The following is a 22,164-nucleotide window of genomic DNA, read 5'->3' as shown; positions in this document are numbered from 1 at the left end:
TTTAGCAAATAATCGTTACTTGGACAAGATTATTGGATGTTTAATTCTTATTTTGGTATTATAATTTTGTTAAATAATTAACATTTGAACTATTTAGAATTATTTCTTCTACGATCCTCATAAAATTTAATAAAATCGCGATTAAAATCAGAGTCTGGTAGTTCTTCTGTCCTACTATTTTCCTTCTTTTCTTTCTCTTTCTTTTCCTTGGCGCGCTTGTCTGCTTGATTCAAAATTTTAGACAATAACTCCTTAAAAGTGTCAAAGTCCACTTCATAAGTCAAACCTACTCCTTGTGTATAACCAATACCTTCTCCTAAGTAATTGATGTCGTTCTCCCTATTGAAAAAACGAGCATTTAATGTTCCCTCTTCATTAATGCGCAACAAGACCTCTACATCCCCTACGATCACAGATTGTTCTTCCCCTCCTACAGGTACTCCCAGTTTTCCATTGACAGAAATGCGATCGTTAACTTTAGTTGAGAAAGTAACCCCTAAACGCCCTTCTGTTTGCGTGTATGGATTTCGCTCTCCCTGAGCGTAGTTTAAGCCTACTTTGAATTTGTCATCCTCATCAGAAAATAAGTCATCAAAAATGCTACTGGCTCTTTCAAATAAACTACCAGCTAAAGCGGAAGACGAATTATCTGATGAGAAAAACGCCCCTGTTGCTAACAATGCCATAGCTTGTCTTTCTCGGGTATCTCTATCACTTAACTTGTAGTCCAACTCAGATTTAACAACCGAACTTACCGTTGGAAAGTTAATTTCAAAATCTACCTCTGGACTACTCAAACTACCGTTTAAAACAATAGCCACGTCTGTTGGTACCTTTCTATTAATAATCGAATTATCAACAATAACTCTTGGGTTTGCCTCTGTGTGATAAATTGCCTGTAAGTCAAGTATAGCATTCATTGGATCACCATCCCAGCGAATAGTTCCATATTTTTTTACTACAAATCTCTTGTCTATCAGTCCTCCATATTTAAAGTTATACTCTCCTTCATAAGCTTGAAAATCCCCCCACATATTAAACTTTCCAAGAGTATTAATTTCCATAGTAATAAAACCAGCTCCTTTACCTTTCATGGCATGCCCAGATTCGCGATCTAAGATGATCTCTATTTCCGCCTCAGGTGTAACAATAAACTCAAAGTCTAATTCTATTCCACTATTTCTATAGCGATATGGGTCGCTATCTTTACTTTTCTTTCGAAGCTCTTTTTCCTTGCGAGTCAAGAAATAGATATAATTATTCTCCCCTGTATTTTGAGCTTCTTTCAAAGGAATCTTAATCGCTGTACCTTTGTTAGAAGTGGCATTGATATCAATATTTAGCATTTCTACAGGCCCAGTTAAATTCGCCTGACCATTGATAAAAGCTGTTCCATAGTATAAACTACCTTCAGTAAACTTGGTGTCTAATGCCAATAAATTAGGCGATGACAACTTTAAATTCAATGCCCAATCATTAAACATTTTATGAGAAACATAACCGTCAACTACTCCTTCGGTCTTATATTTTGAATCTATAATTCTTGCGTTTCTAAGGATAAATTGTTTTTGGGTAATATCCAGAGCTGAATGCTCCTCAAACAAATAGTCCACTCCTGTAAACTTAGACAAAAATCCAGCTTTACTTAGATACAATCGTCCATTGACCTCTGGATCACTCGGTGTTCCAAGTATACTAATCTTTCCTGATGCAGTTCCTCGCATAGAGGAAGCCACACTACTTAAAAGTGGCCCTATCGGTTTTAAGCTAAATTCTTTAAACCCAGATTCTAAGTTAAAATAGGTCTTTTTATTGATTATATTGATATCTCCATTGAGGTAAAAAGATTCCTTGTCGAATTTTGAAATAGACGATTCTACTTTAAAGTTATCTAACTTTTCATTACCATCTACTTTAAACAACATAGTTCCAAGATCATAATCATTAATATGAAGCGAATCTATCTCAACATTGGCTCTTGGGTGAAATAAATCTTTATCTTGAGAAAAGTGAATATCTCCGTCTATCATACCTGAGAACTTCAAGTTATTAATATCAGGTGTAATCTTAGCTAGCTCAACTTGAGAAAAGTCCAAATCTAAGTGCTTATAAGTAGAATCTCGCATCACACCACTAAGGGCTACCCTTTGCGCTTTGTGAGACATCACAAGTGAATCAATGGTAAAGTCAGTTAGCTTTTTATTGAAAATCACTTTGTTACTTTTGTCTTCTTTCTCATTGACATTCCAAATAAAATCTTTGAAAAAGATATCTGATTTCTTAAACCCAACCACAGACATATTATCCTGATTAATGGTGTGATATAAGTTTAAATTAAAGACATCTCGATTATTATCCCCTCCCTTAAACTCAGAACGCACAAATAGCGTATCGTTATGGGTTAAGTTCAGTAAATTAAAGTCTGAGATCTTATACATACCTGTCCTTACACTATCAATTGAGACATAGGTATTATATAATGGGTTATTGTTATTTACATACAAAACAATATTGTGAAACCCAATTTTATCTAAAGATATACTCGGTGAGTCAAAGCGCAACTTAAACTCGTTTTCATCATTGTTAATCAACCCTTCTACACGAGTACTCTCACTGACTGTTAACTGAGGTAAAAATACCTCTATCAACCTATTGTGTACTGTGATATCAAAATCCAAATATTGACCTTCAGCTATTTTATAAGGGTTGTAGTTAGTATATAGACTTCCCAGAGCATTGGTAAACAAGCTCTTTAAATCCTTAAACCTGTACTTTCCTATCACATATCCTTTAATAGCTTCTTTTGAGTTAATTTGTATTGAACGCTCGCCATCTTGATTAAAAGCCGAAGTAACAGAAAACTCATCAAAAACATAGAAATCTTTAGTGTTGTTATACTGAGACGAGTTTACTTTAAACACCCCTTCTAAATCTTCTATTGTATTTCCAGAAGCTTTAAACTCAAAACTTCCCTTAAACTGCGCAAGGGTATCATTAACAAACTTTAAAGCGTGTAAATCAGCATAATCAACGTCTGCAACAAAGTCATAATTTTTCACTTTCGAGCTAAAGTCAACTTTTCCATTAAAGTCCAATTTTAAATTGGGATCATCAGTGTGAACAAGACCTTTAAAATACGGCATCTTTAATGTACCATCTACGGCAATTGACGTGTACTTATATTTGGCAAACACCAGTGAAAAGACATCCCCCTTAATAGAAGTATTTAAAGATTCTTGATTAAAGCCTTTTCCATCCACATACAAATCGAAAGAAGTTACTCCGAATTGCTTGTTGTCAATAAAACTTCCCAAGTCAAACTTATCCAGGGCTATATTCCCTTTATATTGTGCTAAATCAGGCTCGTCTAAATGATTAATCTCTAACTTAGCTCTACCTTTACCAATATTAGTTAAAACGTCAATATCTGTTTTCAAGGTACGCTTAGTCATCTCTAACTCACCGTGAATATCAAACATTCCCATATTGTCCAAAGACTCAGGTAACTTTGACTTCAGCAAATCAGGCATTAAACTAACTAAATTATAGCGAGAAATATAAAGCTTTGACAAGTTTGTCTTCATCCAAAACGGCTTATCTTTATCAAAGACGTTTCTAAAGGCAAATTGACCTATTACTTGTGAATTACTTTGGTCGAGTAAGCGTGCATTAATCAATTGAAAATCGTTCATCACTCCAACAATACTTCCTTGAAAATACAGCTGTTTATTCGAGGAGAACTCTGGTGCAAAAACATTTAAATCAGAAGTATTCAAAGAAGCTTTACTGATTTTAAAATCCCAGTTTACCTTATCGGTAAAATACTTCATATCTCCTTGAGCAAAACTAAAGAGTAAATCTCCTGCAATTGAAGATTGATCTGTTACTAGTTCAAGTGACTTAACACCAATAGTTGTTTTTGTATGAGAGAAATCTCCGGCAAGGCGATTTACATTCAACCCCCAGTGATCTTTAAAAGAAGCCTTCTTGATATTACCATAAATCTCTGGCCCTTTAATCAAAAAGTTGTTTACCTCACCATTTAACTCTTTAAAGTCAACTGCTGTGACAGTTTCATTGTTATCGTCAGAAACTTTAAAATGAGAGGAACTCATGTAGATATTCTTCGACTTTAACCTAAACTTACCATCCCCTTCTTTTCCATTGTCAAATACAGCAATTAAAGCATCAAGATTAGTCATTTCTTCTGCTTTGTACTTGTGGATATTTAGAAATAGATTGCTGATATGAGTATCTCCTAAAAAGATTTGTCCCTTCTTTAAGGCGTCAAAGTCGGTAATACGCGTTTTAAAACTTTTAATTTCTATAAACTTATAGTCGTGATTATCCCTTACAGATACCCCTCTTAGAGAAATTCTACCAAAAAAATCAATGTATAATCGGTCAATGTCGAACTTAGTACCAAACTTGTCGTTTACTTTTTCTACCGCAATGCTGGCCATGATACTTTGAACCACAGGTAACGACAAGGTTGCTATTATGATAACTAACAGACACACCAACGCCAATAGAAGGCGAAAAACTATTTTTTTAAATTTTTTGATAACGTTTTATGTTTTAAATTTGCAGCCTAATTATTTGCTTATTTCACAATAAAATAGCAAATAGCAAATTTAAGTATTTTTCCACATAGAATACCATGTTTTGTCAAGTTAAAACAGTTATTCTTAAACAAAAATTTCAAATAGAGAATGTCTTCTAAATCAACTTATATTTTAGCTATAGAAAGCTCATGTGATGACACATCAGCAGCGGTAATGCACAATAATAAAGTATTGTCAAATGTAGTAGCTAAACAAGAAATACACGAACAATATGGTGGTGTAGTGCCCGAATTAGCTTCTCGTGCACACCAACAAAACATTGTACCAGTTGTGGATATCGCCTTAAAGAAAGCTGGAATAACCAAAGAAGAATTAAACGGAATTGCCTTTACACAAGGCCCAGGATTAATGGGATCACTATTAGTCGGTGGATCCTTTGCAAAATCTCTGTCTCTTGCCTTGAATATTCCCCTTGTCGCTGTGAATCACATGCACGCTCATATTCTTTGCCACTTTATCGATGAACAAGGCTATGACAAGCCTGAGTTTCCCTTTCTTGCTTTGACTATCTCAGGAGGTCATACTCAAATAGTTAAAGTAAACAGTTTTTTTGGTTTAGAGATTCTGGGAGAAACAACTGACGACGCTGTTGGTGAGGCTTTTGACAAGTCTGCAAAAATATTGGGATTCCCTTATCCTGGAGGCCCGTTGATTGACAAGTATGCCAAAGAAGGTAATCCTAAAGCTTTTCAATTTACAAAGCCAAAAGTAGATGGGTTAAACTTTAGTTTCAGTGGCTTAAAAACACAAATCTTATATTTTATACAAAAAAGTGTGAAGGAGAATCCTAATTTTATAGAAGAAAACAAAGCAGATATCTGTGCTTCTATTCAATATACGATTATCCAGATCTTAATGGATAAATTAAAATTAGCTGTTAAACAAACTGGCATAAAGCAAATTGCTATAGGTGGTGGGGTTTCTGCCAATTCAGGTATTCGACAAACACTCAAACAAGCAGAAGACAAATACAAGTGGAAAACCTTTATTCCAAAGTTTGAATACACAACTGATAATGCTGCGATGATAGGTATTGTGGGTTATTATAGATATTGCGAATCAATATTTGCCGATTCTTCCATCGTATCAAAAGCTCGTATAGAATTTTAAAAACCAAACTTATGCAATTATTTTATTCCCCAAATATCAGTACTGATAACCCTACTTTTACTTTTGACAAAGACGAAAGTAAACACATCATAAAAGTCCTTAGACGAAAAATTGGAGATACACTTCATGTAACGGATGGCAATGGGAATTTATTCACCACTGAGATTACTTTAGATTCCGACAAAGCTTGTATGACTCAAATTATCGAACATAAATTAATCCCACATACCCCATTTCGACTGCACTTAGCCGTGGCTCCTACCAAAATGAATGAACGCTACGAGTGGTTCTTGGAAAAAGCCACTGAAATAGGCATTCACGAAATAACGCCAATTATCTGTGAACATTCGGAAAGAAAGATAGTTAAGACCGAGCGATTTGAAAGAATTGTTCAATCAGCAATGAAACAATCCCTTCAAATGTACTTGCCGAAACTCAATCAACCTATTTCTCTAAAAGAATTTTTGAATCAAGATCACCAAGGAGAATTATACATTGCTCATTGTGAGGAAGACCAAGAAAAAATTTTGTTAAAAGACAGTATATTACCTCACAAAAATTATTTACTTTTAGTAGGTCCAGAAGGAGATTTCTCTCCAAGTGAAATACAATTAGCTCTTGACAAAGGTTATAAGCCTGTTTCTCTTGGACACACAAGGTTACGCACTGAAACTGCAGCGGTAGTTGCGGTACACAGTTTTATATTCACAAACGAATAAAATATTTATGGTTGATTCAAAAACGATTTCTAAAGGTATTGTAAGAGCTGTTTTAATATTAGTAGCAATATACCTAGGTGCAATGTTAATATTGCAAATTAGTTCTCTTTTTATCTATACTGCCTTGGCTTTTGTCTTAGCATTGATAGGTAAACCTTTAGTAGAGTTTTTTAAGAAAAAACTACGTATAAAGCGCACCTTAGCCGTTGTGATAACTATTGTTATTTACATCGCTTTCTTTATCGGCTTTATATTTATGTTTATCCCTTTATTTACCACACAAGCACAGAACTTATCTGTCTTAAACACCTCACATTTGCAAGAGGATTTTAATGGGTTAATTCACAAACTCGATCTTTATTTATCAACCAAGGGCTTTAGTTTAGACACCCTTTTAGAGAGTGCGAATTTTAAATCTCAACTCAAACTAGACTTTGTTCCAAATTTATTCAACACATTACTTGGTTTTCTAAGTGAGTTTGGAATGGGAGTTTTTGCTATTTTATTTATCACTTTTTTCTTTTTAAAAGATCAAGTTATCTTAGAATACCAGTTCAAGAAGATATTCCCAAGTAAACACGAAAACAAAGTATTAACTTCATTGGATAAAATTAACAATCTACTATCGAGATACTTTCTTGGACTAGTAGCTCAAATTACGGTTATCTTTATTTTGAGTTTTATCCTTTTAGCAATAGTTGGAGTAAATGGTGCCTTAATGATCGCATTCTTATGTGCTATCTTAAACATCATTCCATATATAGGCCCACTAATTGGAAACGTCCTTGCAGTTTTGTTTACCATGTTGAGCTTTTTAGGCGATAACATAACAGAAGTTACTCTACCAAAGGCGTTAACAGTTATGTTTGGCTTTTTATTTATTCAACTAATCGACAACGTTGTAAACCAGCCTTTGATCTTTTCAAATAGCGTTAAATCACATCCTTTAGAGATATTCATTGTTATTCTAGCCTCTGGAATGTTCTCAGGAATTTTTGGAATGATTGCAGCTGTCCCTATTTATACTTGTATAAAAGTTATAGCTAAAGAGTTCTTGCCAAATGTTCGCTTTATTCAAATATTAACCAAAAAGTTATAATTGGAAAATCCTTTATTAGCTCTTGAAGTTCAAGAGTACATTAATGATCACCTTGATAAAAACAATAAAGATTTAGCTTTTAAAAAATCTCCTTTTCAACATATTGAAATGAGTGATTTGCTCATGCAAATCGAAGCTAAGCAAAAGTGTATTGACAAACTTCCGACTTGGTACAACAGTCCAAATATATTGTACCCTGCTAAGCTTTCTATTGAACAAACTTCATCTGAGGTATGTGCTAAGTACAAAGCGAACTTAGTTTTTGGTGAGAGTCTAATTGACCTTACTGGAGGCTTTGGTGTGGATTGTCTTTACTTTGCAAAGCATATAAAACAAGTTGTACACTGTGAGATGCAGTCCTACCTAAGTCATATGGTAGCTCATAACTATAATCAATTAGGTGTCAAGAATATTACCACACACTGTGGAGATAGCTTAGTGTATATAGCTGAGCAGAAAAAACAATGGGACTGGATTTACGTTGATCCCGCACGAAGAAATCAATCCAAAGAGAAAGTATTCTTTTTAAGTGATTGTTTGCCCAACGTACCTGAACATTTAGAACTTCTATTTTCGCATACAAATAATGTGCTAATTAAGACCTCTCCCCTTTTGGATATTCACGCAGGGCTTAATGAACTAAAGCACGTTAGCGCAATTCACATCATTGCATTAAACAATGAAGTAAAGGAGCTCTTGTGGGTGTTAAAAAAAGGAAGTATTGCAAGCGTTGAATTAACCGCTGTTAATATACACCACAATCAAATTAGCACTTTTAAGACTACACTCGACCAAAGTTGTGAGCCTGTTTACGCTTTACCTAAAAAGTTTTTATATGAGCCCAATAGTGCTGTACTAAAAACTGGAAAATTTGACTGTATTTGTCCTTACTATAAAATTGAGAAATTACATCAACACTCTCAACTATATACAAGTGACAATTTAATTGAAAACTTTGCTGGTAGGTCATTTGAAATCCAAGAAGTCATCCCCTACAACAAAGCAAACGCTAAATTGTATCTAACCAATACCAAGGCCAATGTAACAACGCGTAACTTTCCAATAAAGGTAGAGGAACTCCGCAAGAAATGGAAAATTAAAGATGGCGGTGAGCAATACCTTTTTTTCACCACCTTAAACAATCAGGAAAAGGTTTTTATCAAATGTCTTAAAACAAAAATAGAAACTAAAATATAACAAAATGGGAGCGATAAACTCGCTCCCTGTTTTCTTAGATCTGAATCTTGAAATAAAACATTGTTTATCAACCAATAGATTATTGAACTATTTGTTGTTGTTTTTCAATTGCAATTCCCTCGGCTAAGAAACTATAGATAACTTTTGGTTCTATAATCTCAGCTATTTCTTGTTCCGACTTGCCAGCGTCTTTTGCATAGTGTTTTAATTCATCTATTTCAATAATAGAAACAAATGCTTTTCCATTAACAATAGCATTGTGTCCTGAGGCATTCATTGGAGCAAAAAAGCCATAGTTTTTAAATTTAACAAAGCTATTTTTATCATCTAAAAGCTCTAAACTCATCCAACATCCCTTCTTTTGACAAACCTGTTGAATATTAGATGAAAAAGCAACTTTTAGGGTATCCCCTTCTCTTAACTCTTGATATAGTTTTGTGACATATTCTTTATCTTTTATTTGATCTAATAGTTCGAATTTCTCTCCAAAAAACTCATAATCATTTTGATTGTATATTACCTTGTTAGCAGTCATATCACTGCCTTTTTTACAACCAGTAAAAACCATAGTAGTAGTGATTAATAAAAAAAACACTTTTTTCATATTTTATCTGTTTTAAAATTATAATTTAAATTCCTTATCAAATTTTATGTTCTATAGACTATATCCTATATCTAACATGTATATATTCTCTAGATCTTGTCTCATGGCTATTTTAGAAGCTATATTAAACCTAAATGACTGGTATTTTAAACCTAAGCCTGTAGTTAAATAATCGTTGTTTTCTCCTATGTGTCCTCCTGTTGAAATACTATATTTATCTAAGAAAATATAATTAACCCCCATATTAAAATGTGACTTAGCTACATAATCATCAACAGGCATATACAATCCATAATTTGAAGCGATTTCTATTTGATGATTCTCAAAAGTGGGCAATAATATAGAACCTCCTAACTTTAATAAACTTGGCAAAGATTTGGTTTTATCTTTATACTTATCAAATCCTAAATTAGAAACCTCAACTCCTAGAGAGTAGATTCCTTGGTGTATATTCCCAGAGTAAAAGATCCCTAGTGTTAGATAATAGGCTTTAAAATTTGATATAACCCTTTGATTGGCAAACCCCAACTTGGTATAACCTGTAAATGAATTACTTATTCTATAGGCATAACCCAAATCAAGAGTATAAGAATAGAAATCTAACTTTTTACCTTGATCAATGGGATTCATCTCACTATCCCATTGCTCAGTGATACTTCCCATTGAAAAATACCTAGCTCCCATAAAAAAGGCACTACGATCTCTTTGATAAGCAGTAGCAATCGAATGTAGACTCATATTCTTATCCTGTGTAGGTAATAACCCCACTGAATAACTAGTATTAAACTTTGTATTTGTATTAAATATAGAAGCAGGATTACTATAAATAAAAGCTTGAGAAGCTCTTGCCATTGTAGTTAAGCCTTTTGCTAAAGACTCTGCCGAGCCAGGGGTTTCTAAAACAGGTAGTCCACGCTGCTGACCAAAGCCAGAGAAACTCAGAGAAAATAATGCTGTTATAGATATATACTGAAGTATTTTAATAAACATGACTTTTTATTTTATTCTTTTACAAAATATTCTTTATACGTATTTGAGTTATGTATAATACTTAGCTCATATTTGCCAGGACTTAGTGAGTTAATATCAACTAAGTATGTACGCTTAACCGGATCTAATACACTGGTATTAAAACTACTTTTTTTCACCATTCTTCCTGTAACATCTCTAATTTTTAAGCTTACATCTCCATGTACTACTTGGCCAAGTTTTACATAGACTTTAGAAGTTGCTATGGTAGGGTACAAACTATAAATTCCCTTGTTTTTATAAACAAATACTGGTAATGTAAACTCTACCTCTTGAGCGTGATTATCCATGGCAATAACTGTTACAGCACTACTTCCAAGTTTTTTACCTATCACGGTTAATTCTCCTTTATTTAAAGAAGCTGTAATATGATCATTAGCCACTGATTTAATTTTAAATGATAACTTCTCTGGATGCTCATCAAATATGATCTTTTGTAGATCAAAGCTTTCTTGTTGATTATAAGAAACACCAATTAACTTGTCTTGATCTTTTAATCTAGGCGGACTCTTTAATATTACCTTAAAGGGAATTGTCATACTGCTCTGTGCTGCGTACTGATCCTTTACCCATAGAGTAACACTATGTTCTCCTTTATAATATTTGGATGCAAATATTTTAAGATAAACCTGATTACCTGTACGATGATGATAATTTTGAGCACTGTTACTCAAGACATAATCCCAAGTATGATCCTCTGGGTCTTTTACTGTAAATACAACCTCTAGTTGGTCATTACCAGCTATCTCTATAGGCTTACTTAAGTCTATATTAGTAGAAATTAAAGGTGCTTTATTTGTCAAAGTAGCAATACCTCCTGGGTAGATAATAAGATTTGAAGACTTTCCATTACGAGCAAACGATTTAATTGCGAAATAATATGTGGTTCCACTTTTTAGATCAGTAATTGTCCTTTTTAAAACATCTTCAGCATTACTATAACTAGCAGGAACTTCTAGTTTTTCTACTTGATTATCATCGTAATTGGAATTTGTTATCTCACGCTTTGACTTATAAATCACATAACTTTCTATATTGGTATTTTTCTCTTCTTTGGCCAGGATAGAACTCCATGCTAATGTAATTGAAGAATATCCTTGTTTAATATGCTCATCGACAAAGAAAGGCTCTGCTGGTTTTACACTATGATCAAACTCAGATAAGGCTACACTAGCATCTATAAATCCTTTTCCCATTTTATCATAATACATAGAAGTATTATAATTATTAGCATTAATACCCTTTACACTAGTTAACAACCTTTGTTTTAAGTCCTCCCTAGTATAAGCTTCATTCCCATATTTAGAGATAATTAAACTAGCAATACCACTTACATGAGGAGCAGCCATTGATGTCCCTTGCATATATCCATATCTACTTTGTCCTTTACTAGAGCTAATCGTACTTAAAATACCTGAAGTCATTTCTCCGGCTATGTGAGGATACTTTTTCCCAACTCTACTAGAGCCCCCAGGAGCCGCTATATCAACCCAACTGCCATAGTTGGTATACCAAGTAGCTGAAAAATCTGGAGCATAAGCTGCTACAGCGATTACATCAGGCTCTGCAGCAGGATAAGTTTTAAACTCTGTATTATCATTCGAAGCTGCAAAAATTACAATCCCACCATTGATCACCTTCTTTGTTTTCCCTGAGTTTCCGGCATACTTATTAAAATACTCAATGGCTTCTTTAACCACTCTTGGTGTTTTTACCCCTACATCATATCCCCAAGAATTCTGGCTAATAACTGCTCCATTGTTCGCTCCATAGACAATAGCTGCCGCACTATGATTTGAAGACTTTACTGAAATATTAGGTCTAGAATCCGGATCATTTGCATCATAATTGGGATTGTTTTTAAAAATCTGTGAACTCATAATCCTCACACCACTTTTAGGCTTGCCATTTCCGCCAGCAATACTACTGATTCCCTTTGCATTGTTATTACTTGCCGCTATCACACCTGCAACATGTGTACCATGGTCATGAGGCTCTATAATCCCAACTTCATCCACAAAATTAAAACCATAAATATCATCTATATACCCATTATTATCATCATCTATTCCATTTCCTGCTATTTCCCCTTCATTAATCCATAAATTATCAATCAAATCCTCGTGATAAATATCCACTCCTCCATCCACTATGGATACAATAATATCTGAACTACCAGTTTCTTGTTCCCAAGCTGGAATAACATTAATATCTGCTCCTGCAATTGAACTAATAATATGCTGATCTCCATTTTGATAGTTTCCCACTGTTCCTGTGTTTAATAAATTCCATTGTTTAGAAAACAAAGGGTCATTAAAAAAAGAATTAGAAGCCTCAATAACATTTAATGAATTAATAGGCTTTATTGTATGTGATTCTAATCTAGGCTCATATACTGGTTCTGAATAGGCAACAACATCGCTACTTATATTTGCTTTGTTAGACCTTATACTCGGTGTTACCTTTTGTTGATCTAACCAAACTGTATACCAAGTATGGAGATTTTCTTTTACCTGCATTTGCTCATGTTTACCAGCAAAAGGGAAAACTCTCTTTAGCTTATAGGCTCCGATAGATTCTAAATATTCGTCTAAAGCTTTAACTCCTGTGGGTAGTTGTATTTCATTTTTTGTATTGTCTATACCTAGTAATATCTCTGGTTGTAACTTAATGCTCATCATTCCCTCAATCCCTTTGGGTTGATAATCTAAAGATGAGTCATTACTTATATTTTTTGCTTGATCATCGTAACTACAACTACTCAGTAGTAGCACTAAGACAAGTATAGATAAGAAATGTATTTTCATGTTTTATTAATTAGTGTGTTTTGTTTAGAATATATAAAATAGCTTAAAGTCAAGCATTGTCTGACTTCGAGGAGCCATTTTAGAGTAATTTCCTAATGTATCATCATAGTTATTTCGGTGTAGATAAGCTAAACGGGCTGATATCCCTATGCTTTGTCCCATCGATATATTATAGCCATAAAACACCTGAGTCTGTAATTCATACCCAGATTCTGAACGGATTAGATAAGGAATATAAGATTGATTTATACTAATGTTATTTAGCAAATTACCAGTTGAATATAAATTCTTTAAAGCTTTATTATACTTATATAGAAAACTAAATTCTATCGTGTTTTTCTTGTAGATACCCATATACCCTAATTCCATAAATGGCCTGATAATATCATTTTTAATTACTCGATTAGAATAAAGGTATTCTTCCTTGTAGAGACTATGAGTAACTCCTGCTAAAAAGTGATATGACTGCGTTGATCTAAAAGGTACAGTCATCTTTAAAGAAAAAGTGTTCTCAAAACTATACTGGTGATAAAAAGCATTTGAGGCAACTTTTACATAATTATAAAGATTTTGTGTATTAGATATTTTTTCACTTTTATATATATACTCTTTCCCCTTTTTCACTTGGTTAACACCAGAGAATAAAAAACTCATATTAAAACCCGAAAAATCCTTTTCAACCCAAACTAAAGGAGTAAAAACATGGCTACTTAGCTCAAACAAATTCAGTTTAGAATTACTCTCAAATCCCAATTGGCTATTATCCTCTGTATTCATTATTTTATTTTGATAAGCTAATGCCAAAGTATAACCTAAGGCTTTAGAGTTTTCTCTGAGTTTCTTATAAGCAATGTCAAACCCATATCCCTTGATATCAAGCATTCTCTCGTAGCCTTGAGTAGCTTTTACTTCTGTGTTTTTCCACATACCTAATCCATTAAATTGCAAAACAGAAGGTGCTCTAAATAGTGTACTACTAGCTGAAATATTCTGCCTGTTTATCAAGTAATTTATCTTAAAACTAATCAAGTGATTGTTAAATGATCTAGCCACACCTAGGTCAACTTTAAACCACGAATCATAAACCGATAATCGGGGATCTGTCAGCTTAGACATAGCTATTCCTTGATAGCTCAAACCTATACCATAATACATCTCTTTATGCTCAAAACTATAGCCTCCTTGTACATTGTAAACCTCATACTTTTGATCTGATTTACTTAAAGTATCCGAAACTAAATAAGGATAATAATACTCTGGATTCACAACATAGTTTAACAATGTATTTTTCTTATCCTCTAGACTATACCCACCAGAACCATATAGGGTTCCTTCCTTTTCAAAATCCATCGTTCCACTTGCAAATACAGCATTTTTCTGAGCTTGGTCTCCTTGATAGAAAAGGTAATCTCCTTTAGTTTTTACTCCCAAGGAATTCACACTGACAATGTTTTTATCCTCTATATCTTTAAAGTCATAGGTATTGTTTTTGTGTTTTGTAAAGTAGTGGCGAAACGCTGGATTATTTCTCAAAAAAAACCAATTTTGATAAGATGTCTCTAGCACAGTTTTTTGTGCATGATCTGTTTCAAAAGCGTTATTATACTTACCAAGTTGTACAGCGTTACTGTGCTGAGCTATTACACAATACGGCAAAATCGCCAATAAGATTATCAAATACTTTTTTAATATCATATCTGGGGATTAAAAAAGATTAATAGTTAATTCAGTTCCGAAAAATGCAGACAAGGTTTGTCTTTGTGTCCTCATAAATCTAGTCTCATAAGAAGGTGTTATTTGCAGTAAATTATTTGCAAAAAAAGACAGTTTAATATGTTTGTTAAACTCTTTAGTCACCTTTAGATTCCAAAGCATAGATACAGGTCTACTCTCTTTATTATAAATAGCTGATGAAAAATCCCTTATCAAAGGGCTATAAGAAGATTGCTCTAAAATCTCTTGAGCCGTTATAGGCGTTACATTACCTTGTAGATCTAGAATCTCAAAAGGATATACTTGAGTATTATTACCTAACTTAAAGGTCTCTATCCATGAGACTTGAACAAAGTTTGAAATTATCAACTTCCAAAAAGGTAGGTGGGTATTAATCCAAATATTGGTATTAAAACTTTCAAAATATTGCTCGTCTATTCCCTTATAATATCCTACATAAGAATAAGGTTTATTGTTATGGGTAATTGAAGGCCTATACATCACAGGAATACCACTGCTGTATAAAGTATGATAATACGCACCATTGAGCTCTATCTCGGAATAAATATCATCAATCTTAGCTAAAGCAATTCGATATTCTATCCCCTTTTTTACCACTTTAGCACTATTTCTAGGAGTACTATTTGTGATAAAATCCCGTTTTAAATAAGGTTCTAAATCTTCCCTTGTTGGTCTAGTACTAATAGTTGTGTTCTTTAAGTTATAAGCTGTATAAGATTGTGGTAAGAACTCGTTATAATACTCTATCCCCCCTTTCATAGTCTCTTTAAAAGCAGTTAGAGAAATAGAGAGTTTATTATATTTAAAATCCCAACCTAACTCTATCTTTTTATTTTTATTTTCTCTTATTTGCGTATTTAGTGGATCTAGAATCTTGGTATTAACTAAAACAAAACGCTTATTTGGATCTGTAAAATATCCATTAAAAGCCACAAAATCCTTATAAATTTTATCCGGATATAGATAATCTACAGATGGTAATTTATTTTCTTCTCCATATCCTATACGCAAACTATTACTTAATACTCCAAAATTATTTGTCTCTTTTGAGTGGGTGTAGCCTAATTGCAAACGAGGCTCTATAAGTAACTTATTATTTAGGTAATAAGACTTAGGTAGATTTAACATTTTAGTTGTTCTTACTCCTGCTGCGAGATTTACCTCATTAATATCATCTTTGTATTTTAGCTTTGCCTCGAAATAAGAAGCATTATTTACCAAAGCAGGTATATCAGAATTTGCACGGGGGCGAATAAAACTATTTGATGGAAAAGGAGGTTTATCTGGATCAACCTTTACTCCATGTCCAAAATTTTTAGTATAACTTATACTACTACCAATTAAACCTGTGAGTCTAATTTTATCATCTAATTGCATTGTCTTTGTAGCACTTAGATTACTATAGAAATTTAAAGGCTTATTTTCTATCTGGTAGAATGAGTAATATTGCTGAGGCAAATAAATTCCTTCGCTCTCACCCTCAACAGTAGAAGACTGACTAATTTGAACAGAGACATTTTCTACTTTTTTCTTGTGTTGTAATAAATCTTGGGTGTAGTCTAACGAAGTAGCAAGTTCTAGATGATCAATGAGTTTTGCATTGGTATGCCAAACAAATTTAGAGGCTAGTGTATAACGCGAGTAAGTTGTTTTATACAGCTCTTGTTTTAATCGAATAACCTCGTCATTCTTTCTATCGTTAAGTGAAGTCACATAACTCCCTCTAACATTAAAGTCTAGTTGTCTGTCAAGAAAATCAAACTGATTATCATAGTTTAATTGAGAAGTGATTCTCTTATAAGCTGACTTCACATTTCTAAGGTCATTACTAGACTCTATATAATCAATCCCTGCGTGCAAAGTACCGAGTTTCTCTGAAAGTAAAATCCCTTTACCTAAATAAACTAACTTGTTTAAAGGGTCAAATTTTATACGAGAGCGAAGTGGTGTTTTTCCCTTTTTAGATACTATTTTAATTGCTCCGCTACTAAGGTTTCCTTCCTTTACAGAACTAATTCCCTTAGTAACAGTAATACTCTCGATGTGATCTGTGGAAATTGTTCTAAGATCCACTCCTGAATTAACCTGTAGATTACCCTGTGATCCAGTATATCCTTCCATTTGCAAACGATAACCATCATTATTGATAGGAATCCCATCTACCATAACTCCCATTCCAAAAGAAGTACTCTGATCACTACCAGCTTGCCTAGATGAAATTAAGCTTCTAGAATGTATATTATTAGCTCCTACTTTACCACCGGGTAACAGAACAAATATGTCCTGAATAGAAATAGGGTTGATATGCTCTAAGGCTTGTTGATCAATTCTTGCATCGCTACCTAATTCATCATTATACTTAGCCGAAATAACAAATTCATTTAAACCAATACTCTGTAAATCTAAAGCAACAACAACATTGGACTGCTGCTTTTCTAAGGTTATTTTTTTACTAGCATAACCTAGACTACTAAACTCTAACTCTATAGCTTCATTACAGTGTATTTTAAAGGAAAACTTCCCCTGTATGTCTGTCAAATAAGCTTTGTCAAAGTCTATATAAAAAATGCTTGCAAAGGGAATAGGACTTCCTGATTGAGCATCTACTAGACTACCGTGTATTGTTCTGTAACAGTCTAGTTTTACTCTATCTTGTCCATAAGAATCAATGCTACTTCCTACTGCTATTAGCATAGAAATTATCATGAATTTTAAAAATAATATTGTCCTCATAAAACACACAAAATAATATAGAGATACACGAGGGCATCTCTATATTTACAATTGTTTATAATTTTCTTTTAGAATTCTATTATTTTTTCTTAGGATAACTCTTTTGCCCACCAACATTTAATATAAAGTCTTCTGTACTGTTATTGGTATCCTGGATAGTTTGCTTTCCATCTTTATCAATCACAGTTTTTCTTTGAACAAACTGTTCTAAAAATCCTTCATAAGTAGATCCAGCAACAAGAATAGAACCGCGATCAATTGAATTAGGTAAAACTTTGTGGTAAAACTCTTGTTTTAATCCTGTCTCAACAGCATCTACTACATAATCACTAGGCAACTTTACATAGTCTTGAATCATACTTCCCATAGATAAAGGGTTAGCCAATTTAATTTTATTTTTAGCTAAAAATGTATCAGCATCTTCTGGCAAACGGAATAAGATCATTGGTGTAGCTCCTGAATACTGCCAGTGGAAAGCTTCAAAAATTGAATGATTAACTATCACATTAGGAACCTCCGGATTATCTACTGTCATACCCCCTTCTACATAAATCTCCAAATCAGCACCCGAAAGATCTAAGCTATTTGGTTGATTTCCAGATTCATTATGGTTAATTGCTGAAAAAGCTATTACTAGGCTAGCGTTAGGCTCTACTCTAAAGGTTTTACCATCTCCAGGTATTGTGTAAAACTGACTAATGATAATATCATCAGGTAAAAATTTAGCCATTTCATCTCCTACATTTAAGCTATTAAAATCTCCTGCGACACCAAAAGAAAGTCCATCGGCATATATAGCTTTATCTGTAATATTTCTAATTGTAAAATACTGTTCATAATAAGTATAAGCATACTGATTCTTAGCCCCATTAAAGTAAAGTTCATCTATTACAAAACTTGTATTATTAGGGCTCACTACTAATTCAACTGGTAATTCTATGGTTGTTTTTTGCTCACTAACAATGAAGTTTAACACCTCTCCACTCATAGTTACAGCATTATCTACAAGATCCTCTGTTACTACCTTAAAAGTTCCATTAGGTACTTTAAAAATAGCTCTCCCTTCTTTATTGGCTTTACCAGTGGAGGTTTGTCCAGATTGCAATTCAGTAAGTGTTACTTGAAAGTTACTGTAATCTTCTAGGTTTTGTTTACTAGTAATTTGAATTGTCAACTCGCTTAAAGAAGTTGAACTATTATCATCAGAGTTACAAGAGGTAAATAAGATAATAGACAACAATAAAAAGCTAATAATTTTTTTCATTTTAACTGTGTTTTTAAATTAATTGTTTTAATAAGATTGTTATATATCTAAAATGGCCAATAGTTACCGCACTGTTCTTTCCATACTTGGTATGGAATTACTGCTTAATTAGATTTATTTAGACCAACTTTAAATTATAGGCAAATATACTCAGTTTACCTTAAGACAAGCTATTTATTTATAATAAGTTTAAATAAAATATTATATATACAATAAAAACACAATTAAATTAACTTCAATTATTTCACAAACTATAACAATAAAAAATCTATAATTATAGACATATAAAATATTTTACATCAAAAATAAACCTAAAAAAGAACTTGAAGTAAAATGATAAAATAGATTAAAAAATAGCTTTTTACTTCATTTTTAAGAGCTGAAAAAAGTATTTTTAGGCTAAAAGTAGAAGGAGTGTCAGCTCAAATCATTGTTAATAAAACAAAAAAAAGCTAATAATAGCTTTTTTATATAACGATAATAAGACAATTATCAGCTCTGAAAATGACTAATTTCATATAGTATCCCCTGTTTTTAGGTTTAAAAAGTCGTACAATAATAAAATCACCTCATATAACAATTTATGCTTAAAAAACACTATAAACAGTTCAAACCACATGTTGTCTATAGTTAAACAGCTTATTAATATGAAATGATATGCTATTTCAAGATTAAATTAAAGATTGATCAAATTTTCTAAAAAATAACATTTAATGTTATCAGTGCATTGAATAAATTCACATAATGCAAATTAATCCACTTGTAAGTCTTATAGAAGTAATAATATATTACATTGATAACAATAACTAAACACCATATCTACAGTTGTTTCACCAGGACCATCAACTGCTGAGTATCGCTTTTAAGAACTAATTTATTCGCATTTAACTCGTATTGTGTCGCGTGAAATAATGCCTTTAGAAAAGCACCAGAGGGCACTGCTTCACAAAACATACGCGTAGACTTTAATCGCTTATCTATCTCTATTTGACTATCTCTCTGGATAGAGAAGCTACCAGAAAACGTATTACATCCATCGAAACCCTGCACTTTTAAATCTTCTAAATTAAAAGTTATTACTGGTATTTCATCTCCAAAAGTTTTAGAGGATATTAATTGTCCCCCTTCCCCATCAACAACGGACTCCAGTGTCCAAGACGAGGTAGTTAATTTATTCGACATATTCTCTTTTATCTTGTTATCACTCTGCATTGGCAATTGACCTTTACAAGCCATTAACCCTAATGTACACAAAAATACTGCAAAAAATAAACTAAATTTTCCTCCCATATCAAGCCAAGATTTATTTTGTTTTCAAATCAAGTGTAATATCACTCTTGGTTAAAGATATAAAAAACAAAACAAACAGTCACTTTGTTTCTGATTATTAAAAGGTTACCCCCTTTTTTTATCCAAATTAATACTGTAAAAAATCGAACAATTACTTGTAAAAATACAGAGGTTAATCATAGTGTATCAAAACTTAATTTTTAACGTCATTTTATGCAACAAATCCACTTAAAAAGCTAAAAATTTGAATCAAAAGGCATTTTTTATTAAATTTGTAGAAATACACTGTTTTAATAACCGGCTTACAACTACAAAATACATTGAATAATCAAACATATTTTGCAGCTTAAGGTGTATGGAGTAAGCAAAAAATAATTTATATGCTAAGCATTAAAAAAATTGACAAACAAAACAAGATTAACAATGACGAAATTAACCTGTATGCTGATTTTCTAAATCTGCATTTAGAGCAATATGGCGACAAAAAGCAAGACATTTTAAAGGCTATAGACTACGCTCTTGAAAAAGATAACAAACCTGGAGGATTCTTATTGGTAGCTACCAATCAACAAGACAAAATTGTCGGTATTACTGTTGTTTTAAATACGCTAATGGAAGGTTTTATACCCGAACATATATTAGTTTATATTGCAACTGACTCCAAGGAAAGAGGCCAAGGAATAGGCTCCCAATTGATCCAACGCATAAAACAAGAGGCCAAAGGATCTATTGCATTGCATGTTGATGCTGATAATCCAGCACAAAACTTGTATGAAAGACAAGGATTTGAAAAAAAATACATTGAAATGCGCTTAACAAAGTAATCATGGCTTTTATAACTTTAGACAAAAACAAGTTAAAGCACAATTTTAAACAACTTGACCAACTTTTTGATAATAATAATATCCAATGGGCTGTTGTTGGAAAATTACTTTGTGGAAACGAAATCTTTTTAAGAGAGGTTCTCTCTTTAGATATAAAGCAAATTTGCGACTCAAGAGTATCAAATTTAAAGGCAATCAAAGCTATCAATGATCAGGTAGAAACCATTTACATCAAGCCCGCTCCAAATGGCAGCATTGATGAAATTGTTGAGTTTGCCGACATAAGCTTTAACACAGAACTTGAAACTATTAAACTTCTCTCTCAAGAAGCAGTTAAACAGAACAAACACCACAAAGTGGTAATTATGGTTGAACTCGGTGAGTTAAGGGAAGGTGTTTTAAGGGAAGATCTCATCGATTTTTACCAGCAAGTATTCAACTTGCCAAATATCCAAATCATTGGATTAGGTGCAAATCTTACTTGTATGTATGGAATATTACCCAATAATGACAAACTCATTCAACTCACCCTCTACAAGGAAGTGCTTGAGCTGCGATTTAACAAGACAATTCCCTATATCTCTGGAGGAGCCTCTGTGACAATTCCTCTGATTATGAATAGCAGTATCCCAAAGGCTATTAACCATTTTAGAATCGGAGAGAGTCTATTTATGGGAACCAATGCTTATGACGGGTCTTGCTATGAGAACTTAAAGCAGAACGTCTTTAAGCTTCACACGGAAATCATTGAACTACATGAAAAACCAATGATGCCTGAAGGAGAAGTAGGTCTAAATATGACTGGCGAGAAAGTTAGTTTTAATCCCGAATGGGAAGATAGCACCAATTACAGAGCTATTATCGATTTAGGACTACTTGACATCGACATTGAACACATCACTCCTCTATGGCCTGATATCGAGATTGTCGGGGCAAGTTCAGATATGATTGTCATTGATTTGGGACAAAATCCAAAGAAATTAAAAGTTGGAGATACCATTCCCTTTCACATGGATTACATGGGAATTCTAAGAATCATGAATTCTGACTACGTAGAAAAAGAAATAATTTAATATACCTTCTTTTACAGCTCACACGAATAAATTATTGGTGTGAGCTTTTTTTATGC

The 22,164-nt window shown here is 33.0% G+C and carries 14 protein-coding genes; 6 read left to right on the top strand and 8 right to left on the bottom strand.

Going from position 1 to position 22,164, the window contains the following annotated elements; translation table 11 throughout:
- Positions 1-89: 89 nt before the first annotated feature.
- Positions 90-4,478 (bottom strand): translocation/assembly module TamB domain-containing protein, encoded by a 4,389-nt coding sequence (locus tag GJV76_RS05615; protein ID WP_317162597.1) that lies wholly within the window; start codon positions 4,476-4,478, stop codon positions 90-92.
- A 234-nt stretch (positions 4,479-4,712) separates the two neighbouring features.
- Here GJV76_RS05615 and tsaD point away from each other — a divergent pair, with 234 nt between their 5' ends.
- The 4 genes from tsaD to GJV76_RS05595 are packed head-to-tail and all read left to right on the top strand — an operon-like array spanning position 4,713 to position 8,750.
- Positions 4,713-5,735: a tRNA (adenosine(37)-N6)-threonylcarbamoyltransferase complex transferase subunit TsaD gene (gene tsaD, locus GJV76_RS05610; RefSeq protein ID WP_155091661.1), complete on the top strand. Its 1,023-nt coding sequence runs from the start codon at positions 4,713-4,715 to the stop codon at positions 5,733-5,735.
- 11 nt (positions 5,736-5,746) lie between these two features.
- Positions 5,747-6,454, top strand: coding sequence for a 16S rRNA (uracil(1498)-N(3))-methyltransferase (locus tag GJV76_RS05605; protein ID WP_155091660.1), 708 nt, complete (start codon positions 5,747-5,749; stop codon positions 6,452-6,454).
- Between the two features lie 7 nt (positions 6,455-6,461).
- Positions 6,462-7,553, top strand: a complete 1,092-nt coding sequence (locus GJV76_RS05600; protein ID WP_155091659.1) for an AI-2E family transporter — start codon at positions 6,462-6,464, stop codon at positions 7,551-7,553.
- Positions 7,554-8,750, top strand: a complete 1,197-nt coding sequence (locus tag GJV76_RS05595; protein WP_155091658.1) for a THUMP-like domain-containing protein — start codon at positions 7,554-7,556, stop codon at positions 8,748-8,750.
- A gap of 79 nt (positions 8,751-8,829) precedes the next feature.
- Here GJV76_RS05595 and GJV76_RS05590 read toward each other — a convergent pair whose 3' ends face one another.
- The 7 genes from GJV76_RS05590 to GJV76_RS05560 form a co-directional block, all read right to left on the bottom strand.
- A complete protein-coding gene (locus tag GJV76_RS05590; RefSeq protein WP_155091657.1) occupies positions 8,830-9,354 on the bottom strand; it encodes a DUF4920 domain-containing protein in 525 nt (174 codons plus the stop codon).
- A 51-nt stretch (positions 9,355-9,405) separates the two neighbouring features.
- Complete coding sequence (locus GJV76_RS05585; protein WP_155091656.1) at positions 9,406-10,344, bottom strand: PorV/PorQ family protein; 939 nt, start codon at positions 10,342-10,344, stop codon at positions 9,406-9,408.
- An 11-nt stretch (positions 10,345-10,355) separates the two neighbouring features.
- Positions 10,356-13,190 carry a S8 family serine peptidase gene (locus tag GJV76_RS05580; protein ID WP_155091655.1) on the bottom strand — a complete coding sequence of 945 codons (2,835 nt, stop codon included), beginning with the start codon at positions 13,188-13,190 and terminating at the stop codon, positions 10,356-10,358.
- A gap of 24 nt (positions 13,191-13,214) precedes the next feature.
- Positions 13,215-14,885, bottom strand: a complete 1,671-nt coding sequence (locus GJV76_RS05575; protein WP_155091654.1) for a DUF6850 family outer membrane beta-barrel protein — start codon at positions 14,883-14,885, stop codon at positions 13,215-13,217.
- A gap of 9 nt (positions 14,886-14,894) precedes the next feature.
- Positions 14,895-17,618 carry a TonB-dependent receptor gene (locus tag GJV76_RS05570; RefSeq protein ID WP_196216216.1) on the bottom strand — a complete coding sequence of 908 codons (2,724 nt, stop codon included), beginning with the start codon at positions 17,616-17,618 and terminating at the stop codon, positions 14,895-14,897.
- Positions 17,619-17,736: 118 nt separating this feature from the next.
- Positions 17,737-18,921 carry a DUF4876 domain-containing protein gene (locus GJV76_RS05565; protein ID WP_155091652.1) on the bottom strand — a complete coding sequence of 395 codons (1,185 nt, stop codon included), beginning with the start codon at positions 18,919-18,921 and terminating at the stop codon, positions 17,737-17,739.
- Between the two features lie 819 nt (positions 18,922-19,740).
- A complete protein-coding gene (locus tag GJV76_RS05560; protein ID WP_155091651.1) occupies positions 19,741-20,211 on the bottom strand; it encodes an META domain-containing protein in 471 nt (156 codons plus the stop codon).
- Between the two features lie 380 nt (positions 20,212-20,591).
- On the opposite strand from GJV76_RS05560, the gene GJV76_RS05555 reads away from it, so the two are divergent.
- Positions 20,592-21,035, top strand: coding sequence for a GNAT family N-acetyltransferase (locus GJV76_RS05555; protein ID WP_155091650.1), 444 nt, complete (start codon positions 20,592-20,594; stop codon positions 21,033-21,035).
- A 2-nt stretch (positions 21,036-21,037) separates the two neighbouring features.
- Positions 21,038-22,108, top strand: a complete 1,071-nt coding sequence (locus GJV76_RS05550) for an alanine racemase (protein WP_155091649.1) — start codon at positions 21,038-21,040, stop codon at positions 22,106-22,108.
- The last annotated feature ends 56 nt before the right edge of the window (positions 22,109-22,164 follow it).

The sequence above is a fragment of the Myroides albus genome, from assembly GCF_009711045.1.
GTDB classification, from domain to species: domain Bacteria; phylum Bacteroidota; class Bacteroidia; order Flavobacteriales; family Flavobacteriaceae; genus Flavobacterium; species Flavobacterium album_A.
The sequence above is the reverse complement of the archived record's forward strand: the minus strand, read 5'-3'. Positions and strand labels throughout refer to the sequence as shown.

Excerpts from the sequence above, each read along its gene's own strand:
- tsaD (WP_155091661.1), top strand. The coding sequence starts at position 4,713 with ATGTCTTCTAAATCAACTTATATTTTAGCTATAGAAAGCTCATGTGAT.
- GJV76_RS05560 (WP_155091651.1), bottom strand. The coding sequence starts at position 20,211 with ATGGGAGGAAAATTTAGTTTATTTTTTGCAGTATTTTTGTGTACATTA.
- GJV76_RS05555 (WP_155091650.1), top strand. The coding sequence starts at position 20,592 with ATGCTAAGCATTAAAAAAATTGACAAACAAAACAAGATTAACAATGAC.
- GJV76_RS05575 (WP_155091654.1), bottom strand. The coding sequence starts at position 14,885 with ATGATATTAAAAAAGTATTTGATAATCTTATTGGCGATTTTGCCGTAT.
- GJV76_RS05580 (WP_155091655.1), bottom strand. The coding sequence starts at position 13,190 with ATGAAAATACATTTCTTATCTATACTTGTCTTAGTGCTACTACTGAGT.
- GJV76_RS05600 (WP_155091659.1), top strand. The coding sequence starts at position 6,462 with ATGGTTGATTCAAAAACGATTTCTAAAGGTATTGTAAGAGCTGTTTTA.
- GJV76_RS05550 (WP_155091649.1), top strand. The coding sequence starts at position 21,038 with ATGGCTTTTATAACTTTAGACAAAAACAAGTTAAAGCACAATTTTAAA.
- GJV76_RS05585 (WP_155091656.1), bottom strand. The coding sequence starts at position 10,344 with ATGTTTATTAAAATACTTCAGTATATATCTATAACAGCATTATTTTCT.
- GJV76_RS05565 (WP_155091652.1), bottom strand. The coding sequence starts at position 18,921 with ATGAAAAAAATTATTAGCTTTTTATTGTTGTCTATTATCTTATTTACC.
- GJV76_RS05570 (WP_196216216.1), bottom strand. The coding sequence starts at position 17,618 with ATGCTAATAGCAGTAGGAAGTAGCATTGATTCTTATGGACAAGATAGA.
- GJV76_RS05605 (WP_155091660.1), top strand. The coding sequence starts at position 5,747 with ATGCAATTATTTTATTCCCCAAATATCAGTACTGATAACCCTACTTTT.
- GJV76_RS05590 (WP_155091657.1), bottom strand. The coding sequence starts at position 9,354 with ATGAAAAAAGTGTTTTTTTTATTAATCACTACTACTATGGTTTTTACT.